Origin of the sequence: Roseiflexus sp. RS-1, assembly GCF_000016665.1 — a bacterium.
GTDB lineage: Bacteria > Chloroflexota > Chloroflexia > Chloroflexales > Roseiflexaceae > Roseiflexus.
Genome location: NC_009523.1, coordinates 941,544 through 958,752 on the forward strand (window position 1 = coordinate 941,544; position 17,209 = coordinate 958,752).

The window sequence follows — 17,209 nt, forward strand, 5'->3', positions numbered from 1 at the left end:
GGTGAGTACGTTGAGCGTTGAACGTTCAACGTTCAACGCTCTTTCACCTTCAATTGCCTCTTGCCCGATGCCTCTTGCCTGATGTCTCGCGCCCGACGTCTCATGCTTCTTTTCTGCACGTATGACCCATCCCAACCGCATTGTTGTCAAGGTAGGCACCAACGTTCTCACCGCCGGAACTGATAAGGTGCATCGCCCTACGATTGTGTCGCTGGTGCAGCAGATTGCTGCGGTGCGCAACCACGGGGTCGAGATCGTGCTGGTGAGTTCGGGCGCCATTGCCGTAGGACGTGAGCGTCTCCACTTTCCTGCGCGACGGCGCGACATTCCGCTCAAACAAATGCTCGCGGCAGTCGGTCAGAGCCGCCTGATGCATCTGTATGAGCAGATTTTTGAACTCTACGGCATAACGGTGGCGCAAACGCTGTTGACCCGCGGCGATCTGGCTGACCGGCATCGCTACCTGAATGCGCGCAATACGCTGCTCGCCTGCCTGATGCACAGTGTGCTGCCGATTGTCAACGAAAATGATGTGGTTGCCGTTAGCGAGATCCGCGTCGGCGACAATGATAATCTGTCGGCGCTGGTTGCCAACCTGGTCGATGCCGATCTGTTGCTGATCCTGACCGATATCGACGGACTCTACACTGCCGACCCGCGCCGTGATCCGTCCGCTACCCGGATTGCGGTCGTTCCACATATTACGGAGCAGATCTATGCGATTGCGGGTGGCAGCAACACCCGTGGCACCGGCGGCATGCTGACCAAAATCCAGGCGGCTGACCTGGCGACGCGCAGCGGGGCGGACGTGGTGATCGCCTGTGGCGCCGAACGCGATGTGATCACGCGGGTCGTGGCGGGCGAATCGCTCGGCACACGTTTCCCGGCGCAGGCAACGAAGGTCGAGAGCCGGAAGCGCTGGATACTGGCGGAAACCGTTCGCCACAGTCGCGTGGTGGCTGATGAGGGCGCAGCACGTGCGTTGATCGAGGGTGGGAAGAGTCTCCTGCCCGCCGGTATTGTCGCCGTCGAAGGCGACTTCGCTCGTGGGCAGACGGTGCGGATCTATACCACCGATGGCAGAGAGATTGCTCGCGGGATAACGCAGTATGCTTCTACCGATCTTCGTCGTATTTGCGGATTGCGATCGTCACAGATTGCCGAAACGCTCGGGTTCGACTATGGTCCAGAGGTGGTGCACCGCGACGATATGGTGCTGCTATGATACGCTTAACTATGAGTCCACTGCCAAAAGGGCATGTCACCGCAGCGGTGCAGCGTTCGCAGCGGACGATGCCAGAGCGAGTCGCTCCAACGCATCATGCGTCGCCGCGCATACATGTCGTCTCTGAAGTTCTCTGCGCTCCCGGCGTCTCGGCGGTGCGTTTTTGCAGCGAAGTCAACGATACTATCCGTCAGGAGATCCCGTATGACGAATATCGAAGAGATTGGCGCACGCGCGCGCGCCGCCGGACGGCGCATGGCGCTGATGCCGACTGAGCGCAAAAATGCCGCGCTCGAAGCGATTGCAACTGCCCTGATCGATGAAGCCAATGCTGCGGAGGTGCTGGCAGCCAATGCAATCGATGTCGCTGCTGGACGTGACGCCGGTCTGTCACCTGCACTGATCGACCGGATGACGCTGACGCCACAGCGCCTGGCAGCCATCGCCGCCGATACCCGTGCGGTTGCACGTCTGCCCGACCCGGTTGGTGAGCGGTTCGATGCAACCGTGCTCGAAAATGGGCTGCGGGTGCACAAACGTCGGGTTCCGCTGGGTGTCGTCGGCGTCATTTACGAGGCGCGCCCCAATGTGACGGTCGATGTTGCAGCGCTCTGTCTGAAATCCGGGAATGCGGCGATCCTGCGCGGCGGCAAGGAGATCACCCGTTCGTGCGCGGCGCTGACACGCCTGATCCAGAACGCGATCACACAGACGGGACTCCCCGCCGATGCGATTCAGGTGATCGATGATCCGGATCGCGCGCTGGTGGAGCAGTTGCTGCGCCTCGACCGGTACGTCGATGTCATTATTCCACGCGGCGGCGCGGGGTTGCACCGCTTCTGCCGCGAAAAGGCGACTATTCCGGTCATCACCGGCGGCATTGGTGTCTGTCATATCTATGTCGATCAGGCTGCCGATCTGGAGATGGTCGTTCCCATCGTCCATAACGCAAAAGTGCAGCGTCCATCCGTCTGTAACGCGCTCGATACATTGCTGGTGCATCGCGCGGTCGCTGCCGATGTGTTGCCCGCAGTCGCCCGTGATCTGCTCGCCAGCAATGTCGAACTGCGCGCCGATGAAGCGGCGCTGGCGATCCTGCGCGATGCCGGTTTCGACACGCCGCAGATCGTTCCGGCTCAGGAGAGCGACTTCGGCGTCGAGTTCATGGCGCTGATCCTTTCGATCCGCGTCGTGTCCGGTCTGGACGAGGCGCTCGACCATATTGCGCGTTTCGGCGATCACTCCGATGCGATCATTACCCGCGACGCAGCAACGGCTGAGGTGTTCGTGCAGGCGGTCGATTCGTCGGCAGTGTTCGTCAATGCGTCCACGCGCTTCAACGACGGCGGGCAGCTGGGGTTGGGCGCCGAGATCGCTATCAGCACACAGAAACTGCATGCACGCGGACCAATGGCGCTGCGAGAACTGACATCCTATAAGTGGGTTGTCGAGGGCGATGGGCACGTGCGCGCCTGATGTTGCCCTTCTCTGCCACACTACAGTGCGTCGGCGATCCGAACTGCCGCAAACGGGTCGGCAAGCAGCGCCGACCCGACCTGCACCGCAGTTGCGCCAGCCGATAGAAACGCGCGTGCATCTTCGACGGTTCCGATGCCGCCACAGGCGACGACCGGCACATGCGTCGTTGTGCAGACATCAGCAATCGCAGCCAGCACCAGCGGTCGAATCGCAGGACCGGAGAGGCGACCGTGCAGGAGTTCGCCGGTGTGCGGGTCTGGCGCGCAGGCGTGCGGTGGAAAGGCAATCGTCAGCGCATCGGCGCCAGCATCGATGATGGAGCGCGCTACGGCTATCAGTCGGTCATGGAGTGGGAGTTTCACCAGCAACGGCAGCAGCGTCACCGCGCGCACCGCGGCGACGGTTCTGGCAGCGGCAGTCAAGTCATCACCGAAGGTGATCTCCAGTCCGGCGATCCCTTCGACGCCTTCGAGTGCCGCAGCCACATCGCTGTGATCGGCTGCGACGCTGAGAATGACCGGTGTTTTCCACGTGCTCCACACCGGCGCATACTCGCGCAGAACACGCTCCAGCCCCGGATCGCGCCACATACCCACGCTCAGCACTCCTGCCGGCGTTTCGATCAGGCGCAGCGGCGGCAGAGCGTGTCTGCCACGCAGCGAGATACTGCCGGTCACAATGGCGCCCAGGCGCTCAATCGGTACAATGCGTTCGTACTCGATGCCAAAACCGAAGCAACCGGCAGCAGTCAGCACCGGCGTTCGCAACGGCAAGCCATACGGGTTGTCTGGCGCAAGGTCGATCGGCGGCATCGCAGACGCTCCATCCTGGTGAGGCAAAACAGCGCTCTATTTTCTATCGTAGCATGGTTTGGGGACCCGTCGTTTCACAAAACGCGGCATGCCTGGTTGCCGATGTGATCGCATTTCGTCTCCAGCAAAAACGTTGAGGTTGTCGGAGAGGAAGTATGCACCACCCAACTGAACCACCGCCCGAACTCTGGAGTGCGGCAGCGATAAGCGATCCGTATCCAATCTACGACCGTTTGCGTGCAGAGCAACCGATCCGCTGGACGGGCGGTGACTGGCAGATATTTCGCTATGCCGACGCTCAGGCGCTGCTCCGCGATCCGCGCCTGGGTGCGGATCGTTTGCAGGTTGATCCGCAATGGTTGATCGCAAGCGGGTTGGAACCGCTCTTCAAGACGCGCGATAGTATGATGCTGTTTGCCGACCCGCCTGACCACACCCGGCTCCGGACGCTCGTGCACCGCGCCTTTACGCCGCGCGTCGTCGAGTCGTACCGTCCGCTGGTCCAGCGCATCGTGGATCAGTTGCTCGATGCAGCCGCAGCGCGCGGTGCGATCGAGTTGATCGGTGAATTCGCGTATCCACTGCCGGTGACCGTTATAGCCCATATGCTCGGCGTTCCCGTCAATATGCACGATCAGTTCCGCCGATGGTCGGATAGTCTGGCAGCGTTCATTGGCGGCACGACGCGACCCGAAGCCGATGTGCTTCCGGCAGCGCTGAAGGCAGTGCTGGAAATGACCGATTTCTTTCTGGCGCTTGTTGCGGAGCGGCGGCGCGCACCACGCGATGATCTCCTTTCGGCTCTCGCGCAGGCGGAGGATGGCGGTGATCGACTGAGTGAACAGGAACTGGTCGCCAACAGTATCCTGCTGCTGCTTGCCGGTCACGAGACGACAACGAACCTGATCGGCAATGGAATGCTGGCGCTGATGCGTCATCCCGATCAGTTCGCGCTTCTGCGCGACCACCCGGAGTTGACCCCTTCCGCTATCGAGGAACTGCTGCGCTACGATAGCCCGGTTCAGGTGACGAGTCGCCGGGCGCTGACCGACATCGAATTCCAGGGACATCGTATCGAAGAAGGTCAGGCGGTGACGGTGTTCATCGGCGCAGCGAATCGTGATCCGGCACAGTACCAGGACCCGGCGCGCCTGGATGTGACGCGCGGTGATGTGCGCCATCTGTCGTTTGGGCACGGTCCGCACTACTGTCTCGGCGCGCCACTGGCGCGTCTGGAGGGACAGGTCGCCATCAGCGCGCTGGTACGCCGCTTTCCTCATATGCGCACATTGGATGAGCAGGTCGTGTGGCGTGATAACTTTGCGCTGCGCGGGTTGCAATCGCTACACATCGAATTGGAGTAGAACACAGATGACTCCCCTCCTTAGCGGCGCACCCGGACGGCATACCGCGTTTGATACGCCTGAAACAGGCGACCCCAGCCGGTGTGATACAACCAGCCCTCGAACGTTCGCATATCCGCGCCCGTCCAGCGATTGAAGCGATCCAGCGTCGCGCCCGGCGCCGGATCGCCCAGTCCCCAGCGATCCTGCAGCGCCTCGACATCGCCACAGCAGGTGATGGCGCACAGATCGGCGGTTCCCAGACCCCGCCGGTGCGCTTCGCGCAGGAAGGCGACATCACGCAAGGGGTCGAGACCGAACTGCGCAGCCACGATAGCATCGAGAGCGATGGGATCGCGTGACGCCAGGATCGTGCTGCGGATCTCGGCATATTCCGCACCGGCATCACGTCCATCGCTGATGGTGGTTGCGTCTATTACTGCGATCAGCGGCGCGCCTGCGTATCGCACCTGCGCCAGCGCGTCGATAACGGAACCAGTGTTGCGGATGATTGCGTCGGTACGGAACAGTGCCGCCAGCGCGTGAGTTGCGCCAAAGAGACTGTTGTGCGCATCGATGCGCCCCGGAGCAAGCGCCGCAACCAGAGTCGCGCGGTCGAGCGGCGGCGCGCGGCGAAGGACAGTGCTGCCGAGCGATGCCGCAATTGCAGCATACCCGTACCAATCGTTGTGCGGTTCAGGCAACATCGTTGCAATGGCGGCAATGCCGTCCACACGACACAGGCGCATAATGATCTCAAGTTGCCATGGCGGGGCGCCTGCGCCGGGAAAGGGCATACGCCGCGCGTGGCGGGGGATCAGAAGAGCATGGTGCGACGGTGTGGGCGCAGCGCCCATTCCGGCAAGGGCGAGCAGGCGCCGATAGTCGGCGTGGATTGTCTCCGGCGAGGTGTGCACAATGGCGACAACGGCTTTTCGTGGCAGAACGGACATGATGCCTCTGACCTGTTCATAGACTTCCGGCGACCACCATCAGTCGGCGGCGTCTTCCGGGAAACGTGAGCAGTATAGTACGACTTTTGCACCAGACGACAGGTTAGAGAGGCGTGTCGTCGGCTTCTCCCTGCTTAATACGTCCTGCTGCGCAGCAGGACGAATGTCCCATCTGCGCGCCGGGTCTGAGTCGCATCAACCAGGAAGACGGATCGGTAGTATCTATGATATTCTGGCACAATGAGGAGCATGCGATGACTGAGTATCATGTTCGCATTCGCGAACTTCCGCCGACCGACAAACCGCGCGAGCGGTTGCGCTCCAGCGGCGCTGCTGCGCTCGCCGATGCCGAACTGCTGGCAATTCTGCTGCGTGTTGGCATTGAAGGAATGAACGCCATTCAACTTGCGCAGCAACTGCTCGTCGAGTTTGGCGGATGGAATGGTTTGCAGCGTGCTGGCTTCGAGGAACTGGCGCAGCGTCGCGGCATGGGTGAGGCAAAAACCGCGCAACTCAAAGCGGCGCTCGAAATCGGTCGCCGGCTACTGCTGGCAGGTGGCGACGAACGGTTCCTGATCCGTTCGCCTACCGATGCAGCGCAACTGATGCAGATCGAAATGAGCCATCTCGACCAGGAACAGTTACGCGCGATCTGCCTGGACACCAAGAATCGCGTGCAGAAAATCCAGACGGTCTATATCGGCAGTCTGCACACATCGATGGTTCGGATTGGCGAAATCTTCAAGGAACCCATCCGGTTGAACTCAGCGTCGATTATCGTTGTACACAACCATCCAAGCGGTGACCCAACCCCTTCGCCGGAGGATGTTGTCGTAACCCGTCAGATCATCGAAGCCGGACGGTTGCTCGATATTGATGTGCTCGATCATCTGGTGATTGGGGCGGGTCGATTCGTCAGCATGCGCGAACGTGGGTTGGGGTTTGGAAAGCCTTGACAGCCGCATGCAGACGTGATACGCTTTACACGTCGCCGTGCTTAATCGGTATTATGAACGAAGAATCGGCTTCTGTTGCGTCGCCTGAGTTTCCGCCATGTCGGAGAAGTACTATCAGGAGTATGGTCCTATCCGGCGGCGCAAGGGCGAGGGGCGGCTCCTGATCGATGAGCCGCCGCCTGAGTTGCCGCCTGAACCATCAGAACCCAGGTTGCCGCGACGCACACCGCCGGTGCGTCCCCGTCGTGCGCCGGTGCTGGGTGTTCTGCTGATCATTGCTGCGCTCGGCGTAGCGCTCTTTTTCGCGCAGCCATTTATCACCGATGTGCTTGCCGCCGACCGTGCCATGCCCGGTGTCAGCATTCGAGGTATGCCGGTTGGCGGTCTGTCGCGTGAAGAGATCCGAACCGCACTGGTATCGCACTATGCACCGTTCATCGAAGCGCCGCTGACGCTGGTGTTTGAAGGGCGATCCTGGCAACCTTCACTCGACGATCTCGGTGTTCAATTCGATCCCGATCAGGCGGCTTCGATGGCGCTTGGCGTTGGACGCACCGGCAATCCGCTGCGTCGGATCGAAGAACTGTGGGAACTGCGGCAGAACGGCGGGGTCGATATTGCGCCGCGTCTACAGGTGGACGCGGCGCGGGTACAGCAGTACCTGATCGGTCTCGCTGGAGAGATCGACCGCCCGCCGCGCGATGCAGCGCTCAGTATTGCTGCCGGCAAGGTGCTGCCGACCGCTGCCCAACCCGGGCGCCAACTCCTGACGGATGCCACGGCGCTCGATATTTTGCGCGCATTGCAATCGCTCGAACCACAGACGGTCACGCTCCGTACCCGCATCCTCGAGCCGACGCTGGCGGATGAAGATATTGCCGCTGCGGTTGTCGATGCTGAATTGCTGCTGAGCCGACCGCTCGAACTCCAGCAGGGGGAACGGCGCTGGATATGGGAGCCGGATCGGATTGCGGAGATGCTGACCATCAGCGTCACCGACGGTCGCATGTTCGTCGATATCGACCAGGCGCGGCTGGAACGTGCGGTTGACCGTCTGGCGCAATTCGTCGACTCAGCGAGCGCCGAGCCGCGGGTCGCCTTTCGCAATGGGCGTCTTCAGATCGTGGCGCCGGGGCGCGATGGCTTGCGCCTCAAGAAATCCGAAACCGTCGAAGCGATCCGTCTGGCGCTACGCACACAGGATCACATTGTCGAACTCCCGGTCGAAACGATCCGACCGCAGATTACCGCAGAAACACTGCCAACCCTCGGCATTGTCGAGTTGGTGGCGGAAGGAAAATCGAGTTTTGCCGGTTCTGCCGGGTATCGTGTGACGAATATCCAGGCTGGCGCTGCACGAATGGACGGAGTGCTCATCCCGCCCGGCGCCGAGTTCTCCTTCAACACGCAACTTGGCGCGGTCGATGCGGAGCATGGCTTTGTCCAGGGGTATGCAGTTATCGGTAATCGCACCCAACTCGAGTGGGGCGGCGGCGTGTGCCAGGTGTCAACTACAGTGTTTCGCGCCGCATTCTGGGCAGGTTTACCGATCACCGAACGCCATGCCCACCCATTCTATATTTCCTGGTACGATGCCTTCAGTTTCCCCGACCAGGCAGCGCCTGGCATGGATGCGACGATCTACACCGGAGTGCAGGATCTCAGATTCATCAATGACACCGGACACTGGTTGCTCATGGAAGCCGTCGCCGATACGAGCGCACAGGTGCTGAGTGTGCGTCTCTACGGCACGCGACCGGATCGACGTGTGGCGGTGGTGGGACCGGAGATCACCAACGTTGTGCCTCCGCCAGCGCAGGCAGTGTACGTGAATGATCCTGGTCTGCCCTTCGGAACCGTGCGTCAGACTGATCGGGCGCGGCGCGGGATGGATATCAAGGTCTACCGGGTGATCACCGAGCAGGGGGTGCAGAAGACGCCCGAACTCTTCTTCACCCGCTTCAAAGCCTGGCCCGATGTCTTTGTGCGCGGAACCAGGCGTCCATAGGCTTACAGGGGTGGTTTTTTTGGAAGCCCCTGCGTTCTCTCTCTCGTTCTGGGCTTCAGGACGTCCAGAGTCCCCCTTCTCCCCTTGTGGGAGAAGGGGGGTTGGGGGGATGAGGGGGAAAGCGCACGGGAATGCAGAAAACCGATCATTTCTCTCCCAAGAACTCTACCCTTGAGAGCGTCTATAGGAATGGTAGAGATGGGTGCTGATATATCATTCGACACGATCTTCGCCGACACGCCGGTGGTGGTTGCGTGGCTCTTCGGATCACGCGCCGGTGGACGTGTGCATGCTCGTAGCGATTTTGACATCGCCGTACTGTTTGCGCCAGAAACAACCCGGGAAGAGCGCGCGCGCTGGCGCCTCGAATTGATCGGGCGACTGAGCGCCGCTTATCGCTCTGATGCCATCGACCTGGCGGTTTTGAACGATGCGCCGCCGCTGCTGCGCTACGAAGCGCTCCGCCCTCGCCATGTGCTGTACAATCGTAATGATGAGGAGCGAGTAGCGTTCGAGGTGCGCACCATGCAGGAATGGTTCGACTGGGCGCCGCGCTACCGCCGAATGCTGCGCGCCCGCATGAAACAGTTCGCTGAAGGAAACGTGAGACTCGGTCCATGACCGGCGCTCTGACCATTGCTCGCCATCTTGCGCAACTCCAGGTCTATGTGGCGCAGTTGCGCGAGTTGCAACAACATTCGCGCGCCGATCTCGATCAGGATTGGCGCATACGTGCAACAGTTGATCGCACGCTTCAACTGGCAATCGAGGTTGTCATCAGTGTATGCGACCAGTTGATCGCCGGTCTCTCATTACCATTGCCCGATAGCGGGCATGATGCAGTGTTAACCGTTGCCCGCGCTGGCGTTATTTCCGACGATCCTGGCGCCAGGCTTGCCAGGATGGTTGGCTTTCGTAACATTCTCGTGCATCAGTCCATGTCGATTGATTATGATCGCGTCTACGAGGTGTTGCAGCACGAACGTTCTGCATTTGAACAATTTCTCAGTCAGGTCGGAGCATTCCTTGATGCACAGAATCTGCCATGACAACGCTCAATGATGCCTTTTCGCTTGGTGTGACATACTGGCCGCGTCAGGCAGGTCCGCTGTTCTGGCAGCGCTATGATCGTGGCGCAGTGCGCGATGAACTGGCGCACATTGCCGCTCTTGGATTTGATACCGTGCGCCTCTGCCTGGTATGGGAGGATTTCCAGCCGGGTCCGACGCGGATCAACAGTCGCGCGATGCGCTCACTGGAGCACGCGCTCGATGTCGCCCACACCGTCGGATTGCGGGTTGTGCTGGCGCTCTTTCCGGTCGCCACGCTCGGTCAGTTGCAGATACCGGCATGGGCGAACGGTCCTGATATTCTTGGCGTGTTGCAGCGCGTGCACCGACGGCAATCGTTGCTGATCGTGCGCCCGCCGGGGCTGGTTCCGGTCCTGTCTGGCGGAAGGTATCGCCCGGTGCAGTGCGGCGATCTGTTCAGTGAGCCGATGATCGTCGAGGCGCAACGCTATCTGGTGCGCGAGGTTGCTGGCTACTTCGGCGATCATCCGGCAGTCCGGGTATGGCAGGTTGGCGAGGGGTTCGAGCGTGTCCATCGCCCTGAGTCTGATCAGGCAGCAGATCGCTGGCTCGAGACTATCGGCGAAGAACTGCGACAGGTTGCACCGCGCGCAGTGTGTATGGGAGTCGTTTCGCCGGTTGGCTTAAAACGACGTTCCGGTCCGCGACCCGAAGATGTGGCAAAGCGCTGTGCATGTGCTGGCGTCGTTGTCGATCCGCCTGAAACACCCATCGAGAATCAGATGCGCCATACGAATCCAGCCGCGTATCTGCATATGCTTGCCGCCGGGCTTGCCGAACGCCGGATGGTCGTCATCGGCGTCGGTATGCCCACCACAACCGAAGGTGAATCGGCTGGATGGTTCGAGGATGATCTCTTCGGGCAGACGATGATACTGTATCGCGGCACAGTCGGGGAACAGGCGGAGTTCATCCACACGGCGCTGGAGCGGCTCTATCACGATGGCGCCGCCGGGGTCTGGCTGCCAGCCTTCGCCGATTTTCCCGTCGATCGCTGGCAGACGCCGCCACTGGATCGCACACGCCGGTATCGAACCATTGGCGTGTGCGATGCGCAGGGGCGTGAGAAACCGGCAGCCGCAGCAGTGCGTGATATTGCCCGGCGCTTGCGTGATGCCGCCACAAAACGCCCGCAACCCCCGGCTGTCGATGCCGAACGGTACTGGAGCAACCCGGTGCGCATGTTCCGCGAGTGGTGGCAGGAATTCAACAGTAGAGCGTAGCGGGATTTGCGCAGACGTTGCCCGAAGAGACGCGCAGAAATGGAAGGTGCTCTCTGTTGCCGCTGTTGTCATGGAGCGAGGGCGTCACACCCTCATAGAGAGGTCGAAGGCACGATACTCCTTCACTCGCGTAAGGATCGGCGGCGCAAAGGCGGTAAGCAGGGTGTTTTTCGAGATCAGACCCCAAAAACCATTCCGCAGGCGCCGGGTCTGCGGGATGGTTGCCGATTGGAACAAACCTTGCGTTGTTGAGGGAGCGCTGCCAGGCGTCAGAAAGGGTCATCGTGCTCGTTGCCCCCCGGCGAAGCAGTGTACGTTCCCCGGCTACTCATAGATCCACTGATCGGTGCTGCGGTGCATCTCGACCAGTTCTTCGGGGCGAAAGAAGAGACTGACCTCCATCTCACCATTCTCCGGTGAATCCGAGGCATGGATGAGATTCCGTCCAATGTCCAGCGCAAAATCGCCACGGATAGTCCCCGGTGCTGCTTTGACCGGGTTTGTCGCTCCGACCATCGAGCGCACAATTTCGATGATATTCTTGCCGGTGACCACCAGCACCACGACCGGACCCGACGTGATGTAGGTTATGAGGCTATCGAAGAACGCCTTACCCTCGTGAATGGCGTAGTGTCGGCGCGCCAGCGACTCATCGATCTGCATCAACTTCATACCGACGATCCGCAATCCACGCTGTTCGATGCGCGTCAGAATCGGACCGATCAAACCGCGCTGCACTGCGTCAGGTTTCAGGATGATCAGGGAACGCTCCATGCCTCCTCTTCTCCTTTATCTGCACAAGGACACAAACATCGCGCCCCGAGCACACTGCTCACAGGCGCGAAACAACCCATCGAACACTGTTGCTCCAGATGTAGGCGCCACGTCGGGAACGATGCACCAGACAGGGAGAGATCATCAGATCGGAACAGCTTCGCTAATTCGCTTGGAAGCCCGGCGCATCTCCATTTTGACCAGGCCCAGATTAACCATGCGCTGGGTAATAACCACCAGGATCAATTCCCGCGCTTCGAGCATCAGAATCGAACCCTGCTCCGCGTCGATGATCGAGTCGATCAACGCGCCAACGCCGATACGTCGCGTGGCTTTGTCAATCTCTCCAAACACGGCTGCCGACATAGCGCCCAGGATCTCGGCATCTTCCTCATCCATCAGCGTACTGGCGACAACCAGGCCATCCTTTCCGACGAGTAAACTTCCGATGACCCCCTCAACTCGGATGAGGTCTTCAACGATCCGGCGCATGTTTACAGTCATTGCTCTTTACCACTCATAGCGGCGCAACACAGATTGCGCAGATTATCCCTGTCCTGGTATCCAGCTGTATTCGCGCATTGCATCGCGGAAGCGACCCTGACGCGAGTAGGCATCGCCAAGGGTGCGATGGAGTTTGCGTAGCAGGCTGATGTCGCTGGTCTCCGCGATCATGTCGCTGAGATCATCGACAATTTCATCAAGGAGCGCATTCTGCTTGATGAGGCTGCGGTAGTGCTGCATGGCAAGTTCCACCATACCCACCTGCCCGCCGACCCGTGCGATTGAGAGGCGAAGAATATGATTGCCCGGATCGCTATCCAGCATGCGCACATACTCTTGCAGTTCCGGGAAGGCGCTCAGGTCTTTTGGAGCGGCAGGCGGCGGCGATGGCGGCGATGTGGCAGCAGCGATCGGCGCTGCCTTTGCTGGAGGCGGCTGTTTTTCGGCGCCCGTCGGCGGCACAACCGATGCAGGCGCTTCTTTGCGTTCCTGCGCAGGCGGTTGTGGTGGAACAGTCGCTTCTGGCTGAGCAACTGGTTCGAGATCGATCAATGAGAAGGCCTCTACTTCGCTCGTCGCAGAAGGTGGTGGTGCAACATCGGACGTTGCAGCAGATCTGGTCGTCTGAGTCACCTCAGCGCCCGACGATTCCGGTTCTTCCGGCGAGAGCGACGGCCCTTCCACAGGCGATGTTTCGACAGTACTGCCTGCAGCGCTGATCATAGCGATCTCGTCGTCCGATAATCCCAGCTCCTCCAGCGAGAAGGGAGTGAGCGACGGTTCCTCCGCAGGCGGTGGAACGTTCTCCTGCTGCCCTGCGGCTGCGGCGGCCAGCAGTGCAATCTCGTCGTCTGATAATCCAAGTTCCTCCAGTGAGAAGGGCCGCATCAGGTCTTCTTCTGATGGCATATCGTTGAGTGCGGGCTGCAGAGCGCTTTCCACCGGCAATGGCGTCTCTTCCTCCGCATATTCGGCATCAAGGTCGATGATCTCATCGCCGTCGCGGATCTGGATTCGTGCAGCATGCAGTTTGCGCCCGATTTCATCGATCCGGTCGGCTTCCGCTTCGGGATCCCTTACCGTGGCTATGATGTCGGCAAGATCGACATACCCGCGCTCGTGACCAAGCCGGATCAAACGATCCACCGTTTCATCAACGCTCTCAAAGCCAGGGAATGTCTCAGCCAGCTCGAATGATTCGACTGGCGGCTCGTGGACAGACGCGGGTTCCGGCAGCCATTCGAGATCGCCGCCCGTTCCCAATGCAGACAGTTCTTCCTCGGTGATGCCCAGGCGTCCTTCTTCGTACTCCAGACCGCCCTCTGCCAGATCTGAGAGATCGAACTCCCCCAGTTCGTCCTCCGAAAGCCCAAGATCGGCAAGTGAGAACGGTTGGAGATCCTCGATGCCAGTTTCTTCTTCCACCAATTCAGGCGCTGCTGAAGCGGGAGATTTGGCTGGCGCCGCAGGCTGGACTATCTCGAACTCATCTGTCTCAGTCGTTGGCTGAACCGGCGCTACTGGTTCGGCAGGCGGCGTCGACGCTTTCGGCTCACCAAGACCGAGCGCGGCGATCTCCTCCTCGCTCAACCCCAGGTCGGCGAACGAGAACGGTTGCACTTCTCCACTGGCAAGCGCCTCTTCCAGCGTTTCCGCCTCATACGCCGGTTGCGCGGGTGTGACCGGTTCGGCGGGTGCGGCAGGCGGCGCCGATGCTTCCGGCGTGCCGAGACCAGGCGCAGCGATCTCCTCCTCGCTCAACCCCAGATCGGCGAACGAGAACGGTTGCACCTCCCCACGGGCAAGCGCCTCCTCCAGCGTTTCCGCCTCACGCGCCGGTTGCGCGGGTGTACCCGGTTCGGCAGGCGGCGCCGATGCTTCCGGCGTACTGAGACCAAGGGCGGCGATTTCTTCCTCGCTCAACCCCAGGTCAGCGAACGAGAACGGTTGCACCTCCCCGCGGGCAAGCGCTTCTTCCAGCGTTTCCGCTTCGATGTCCGTGCGCTTCGACTCGTGGGTTGCGACTGGCTCTTCGATATGCGGCGGAGCGACTACAGGTTCTTCCTCAGCGACCCGCGACGTCAACCCGGCAGGCGCTTCAGCAGGGGACTCCGGCGCCTGCGTTACCGGTTGTTCAGGTGCAACGTTCAACCCCAACGCGGCGATCTCCTCTTCGGTCAGCCCAAGGTCGGCAAACGAGAATGGTTGAATGACCCCGCTGGCAAGACCCGCTTCGATATCCTCGACGTCTTCGATATGCGCCGCGTGAGGCTTCGCGGCATCACCGGCGCTGACCGGCTCCTCCTGCTGCGGAGGTTCAGGCGCACCCACAGCAGGCAGCTGCTGCTCTGCCCCGACGGATAAGAGTCTTCGTTCCTCAAACTGATCGTCATCGCGAAGCGATATATCGTCCAGCGAGAACAAACCCAGATGTTCATCCGGTGCAATTGGAGGGGTAGGCGGCTCTTCTGCACCCGGCAGACGCACACTTTCGCGTTGCTTTTGCAACTTCTCGAAAATGGTGCCTGTTTCCGCAGGCGCTGTTGAAGATGCCGTGTGCAGGAATGTCGGCTCAGTGCGTTGCGCCGGTTGTTGCCAGCTAAACCCGCGTGGAATGAACGGCTCTTCCTCTTCGATCGGGCTTTCGGACGCCTCTTCCGGCGTCAACCCCGCCATTCGCGGACGTTGCGGCGCCGGAGGTTCGTCGAGCGAGAATGGTTGCAGTGATGGCGGCAACTCGCCTATATCCGTCTGCCCGCTCAGCCCTCCGGTTTCCAATTCTTCCATCGAGAATGGTTGCAGGTCTGGCGGAACATCTCCGATATCGAACCCGATGCCTGGCTTCACTGCTGGTTGATACCCCCCCCCCTCAATATCGATATCGTCGAGCGAGAAGGGCTGCATATCGATCTCAACATCATCGGGTTGCGATGTTTCTGCCTGAGGAAGGATTGGTTCGCCGCTCAGACTCGCGATCTCCTCCGGCGAAAGCCCCAGTTCCTCGAGCGAGAACGGTTGCAGCGCCCCGATCTCGGTCGGCGCCTCTTCGGCAGGCGGCGTGGCAGCACTGTCGAGACTGGCGATCTCATCAGGTGAGAGCCCCAGTTCCTCGAGCGAGAACGGTTGCAGCGCCCCGATCTCGGACGGCGCTTCTTCGGCAGGCGGCGTGGCAGCACTGTCGAGACTGGCGATCTCCTCCGGCGAAAGCCCCAGTTCTTCCAGTGAGAACGGTTGCATCGCGCCGATGTCGGATGGCGCTTCTTCAGCGGGTGCGGTTTCGGCAGGCGGTGTGGTCACGCTGTCGAGCGCGGCGATCTCATCGGGCGAAAGTCCCAGTTCTTCCAGCGAGAACGGTTGCATCGCGCCGATGTCGGATGGCGCTTCTTCGGCGGGTGCGGTTTCGGCAGGCGGCGTGGCAACGCTGTCGAGCGCGGCGATCTCCTCCGGCGAAAGCCCCAGTTCCTCGAGCGAGAACGGTTGCAGCGCGCCAATCTCGGACGGCGCTTCTTCGGCGGGCGCGGTTTCGGCAGGCGGCGACGCTTCCTGTAAGGAAGGCGTTTCCGTCTCCTGCTCACGCGCTTCATCCCAGGCGCCGAGACGCTCAAGTTCTGCTTCGCTCAACCCCAACTCTTCGAGCGTGAACGGGCGTGTATCCGCATCGATCTCAACTGCGGCTTCCTCGACGGGAGACGACGTCACGGGCGGCGCCGTGTCGATTGCCAGCAGCGCGGCAAGAAAATCATCGCTATCATCGTAAACGGATGGCGACGCCTGCGGAGGTGGCGGCGGCGCCGCCACAGCGGTCGGCGTGGTCGCCTCCATTGATCGTGTGGCAGTGAGTTGTTCGACGGGAGCAGTAACACGCCGGTTGATCCATGCCGCTTCGTCCCACTCCGGGATCACCGGCTCTGGCACATCAACAGGCGGGAGTGACTCGAACAGCATCCGCGCCATCGACTGGTACGGGTCGATGGTGAGAGTTTTCCTCCAGTACTGCTCACCGGATGGATTGCCAGAAGCCAGTTCGATGTACCCCAGGATCAGGTTCGCCTTCAACACATCGGGATGGCTGACAAGGATGGCGCGGCATACCTCAAGCGCTTCTTCCTCCTGCTCATCACGCCAGAGAGCCTCTGCCAGCGCCACCCGCGCGTCGAGGCGGTCAGGTTGATCCGCCACGACCTGGCGAAATTCGGAGATCGCCTGCGGTAGCATGTGCCCTTTCGCATACAATCGCGCCAGACCGACACGACTGAGGCGTAGATGTGCATACTCACTGCCCCATGCCTCGGTATAGAGCCGCAGTAACTGGCTGCGCAACTCTGGCAGGTCAGGCTTGATCTCAAGCGCACGTTCGAAGGCGGCGATCGCGCTGGACAGTTGACCAAGCCGCTCACTGGTCATGCCAAGCCCAACGAGCGCCGGGATATGCTCCGGGTCGAAACTCAGAACCTTCTCGAACTCGATACGCGCCTCTTCGTACTGGCGGTTGGACAGAAACGCTTCCCCAAGCATCTGATGGGCTTCCAGACACTTCGGGTACGTCTCAAGGATGTGCTGCACCATCCCGATCGCGCGATCAAGATCGTCGGATTCGAGCCATTGCCGGGTCTGGTCGAAAGCCGCCTGCAGGCTCACATGTCCCATTCCAATCCTCCTGGCGCCCGAACTGCAGCGACGGCAGTGTCGTGTAATCTTTTACGCCCCGATGAGAAACTGCACGTGTCAGGGCGCACCAGCACCCTCTCATGCGTAAAACTAGAGGCATTATAGCGCAAGCGTCAAGGTGATGCAAGAGGATGCGCACAATAATCAAGCACACAACGACCTGCAACACAAGG

Annotated in this window: 14 protein-coding genes; 9 read left to right on the forward strand and 5 right to left on the reverse strand. The window is 60.7% G+C overall.

What is annotated here, in order from left to right; genetic code table 11:
* The first annotated feature begins 121 nt into the window (after nt 1-121).
* From proB to ROSERS_RS03935, 3 genes are read left to right on the forward strand one after another with little or no spacing between them, the layout of a single operon-like run.
* Entirely contained in the window at nt 122-1,225 is a 1,104-nt protein-coding gene (gene proB / locus ROSERS_RS03930; protein ID WP_011955532.1) for a glutamate 5-kinase, read from the forward strand.
* Complete coding sequence (locus tag ROSERS_RS25810; protein ID WP_157040964.1) at nt 1,222-1,500, forward strand: hypothetical protein; 279 nt, start codon at nt 1,222-1,224, stop codon at nt 1,498-1,500. Before proB ends, ROSERS_RS25810 begins: the two co-directional genes overlap by 4 nt.
* Entirely contained in the window at nt 1,430-2,701 is a 1,272-nt protein-coding gene (locus tag ROSERS_RS03935) for a glutamate-5-semialdehyde dehydrogenase (RefSeq protein ID WP_011955533.1), read from the forward strand. The genes ROSERS_RS25810 and ROSERS_RS03935 overlap by 71 nt, the downstream gene beginning before the upstream one ends.
* A 20-nt stretch (nt 2,702-2,721) precedes the next feature.
* Here ROSERS_RS03935 and ROSERS_RS03940 read toward each other — a convergent pair whose 3' ends face one another.
* The gene (locus ROSERS_RS03940) at nt 2,722-3,516 is read right to left on the reverse strand and encodes a nitronate monooxygenase (RefSeq protein WP_011955534.1); all 795 of its coding nucleotides are present in this window, start codon (nt 3,514-3,516) and stop codon (nt 2,722-2,724) included.
* A gap of 155 nt (nt 3,517-3,671) precedes the next feature.
* Here ROSERS_RS03940 and ROSERS_RS03945 point away from each other — a divergent pair, with 155 nt between their 5' ends.
* Complete coding sequence (locus ROSERS_RS03945; protein ID WP_011955535.1) at nt 3,672-4,880, forward strand: cytochrome P450; 1,209 nt, start codon at nt 3,672-3,674, stop codon at nt 4,878-4,880.
* Nucleotides 4,881-4,900: 20 nt separating this feature from the next.
* Here ROSERS_RS03945 and ROSERS_RS03950 read toward each other — a convergent pair whose 3' ends face one another.
* Nucleotides 4,901-5,812, reverse strand: coding sequence for a hypothetical protein (locus ROSERS_RS03950; RefSeq protein WP_011955536.1), 912 nt, complete (start codon nt 5,810-5,812; stop codon nt 4,901-4,903).
* Nucleotides 5,813-6,066: 254 nt separating this feature from the next.
* On the opposite strand from ROSERS_RS03950, the gene radC reads away from it, so the two are divergent.
* The 5 genes from radC (at nt 6,067) to ROSERS_RS03975 (ending at nt 11,090) form a co-directional block, all read left to right on the forward strand.
* Nucleotides 6,067-6,768, forward strand: coding sequence for a RadC family protein (gene radC, locus ROSERS_RS03955; RefSeq protein WP_011955537.1), 702 nt, complete (start codon nt 6,067-6,069; stop codon nt 6,766-6,768).
* A 97-nt stretch (nt 6,769-6,865) separates the two neighbouring features.
* Nucleotides 6,866-8,776 carry a VanW family protein gene (locus ROSERS_RS03960; RefSeq protein WP_011955538.1) on the forward strand — a complete coding sequence of 637 codons (1,911 nt, stop codon included), beginning with the start codon at nt 6,866-6,868 and terminating at the stop codon, nt 8,774-8,776.
* Nucleotides 8,777-8,974: 198 nt separating this feature from the next.
* The gene (gene mntA, locus ROSERS_RS03965; RefSeq protein WP_011955539.1) at nt 8,975-9,397 is read left to right on the forward strand and encodes a type VII toxin-antitoxin system MntA family adenylyltransferase antitoxin; all 423 of its coding nucleotides are present in this window, start codon (nt 8,975-8,977) and stop codon (nt 9,395-9,397) included.
* Nucleotides 9,394-9,825 carry a type VII toxin-antitoxin system HepT family RNase toxin gene (gene hepT / locus ROSERS_RS03970; protein ID WP_011955540.1) on the forward strand — a complete coding sequence of 144 codons (432 nt, stop codon included), beginning with the start codon at nt 9,394-9,396 and terminating at the stop codon, nt 9,823-9,825. Before mntA ends, hepT begins: the two co-directional genes overlap by 4 nt.
* A complete protein-coding gene (locus tag ROSERS_RS03975) occupies nt 9,822-11,090 on the forward strand; it encodes a glycoside hydrolase 5 family protein (RefSeq protein ID WP_011955541.1) in 1,269 nt (422 codons plus the stop codon). The genes hepT and ROSERS_RS03975 overlap by 4 nt, the downstream gene beginning before the upstream one ends.
* A 324-nt stretch (nt 11,091-11,414) precedes the next feature.
* Here ROSERS_RS03975 and ndk read toward each other — a convergent pair whose 3' ends face one another.
* From ndk to ROSERS_RS03990, 3 genes are all read right to left on the reverse strand, one after another.
* Complete coding sequence (ndk, locus tag ROSERS_RS03980) at nt 11,415-11,864, reverse strand: nucleoside-diphosphate kinase (RefSeq protein ID WP_011955542.1); 450 nt, start codon at nt 11,862-11,864, stop codon at nt 11,415-11,417.
* 144 nt (nt 11,865-12,008) lie between these two features.
* On the reverse strand, nt 12,009-12,356 hold the full coding sequence (locus tag ROSERS_RS03985) for a roadblock/LC7 domain-containing protein (protein WP_085979092.1): 348 nt from the start codon (nt 12,354-12,356) through the stop codon (nt 12,009-12,011).
* A 54-nt stretch (nt 12,357-12,410) separates the two neighbouring features.
* Entirely contained in the window at nt 12,411-17,015 is a 4,605-nt protein-coding gene (locus ROSERS_RS03990; RefSeq protein ID WP_011955544.1) for a tetratricopeptide repeat protein, read from the reverse strand.
* Nucleotides 17,016-17,209 lie beyond the last annotated feature (194 nt).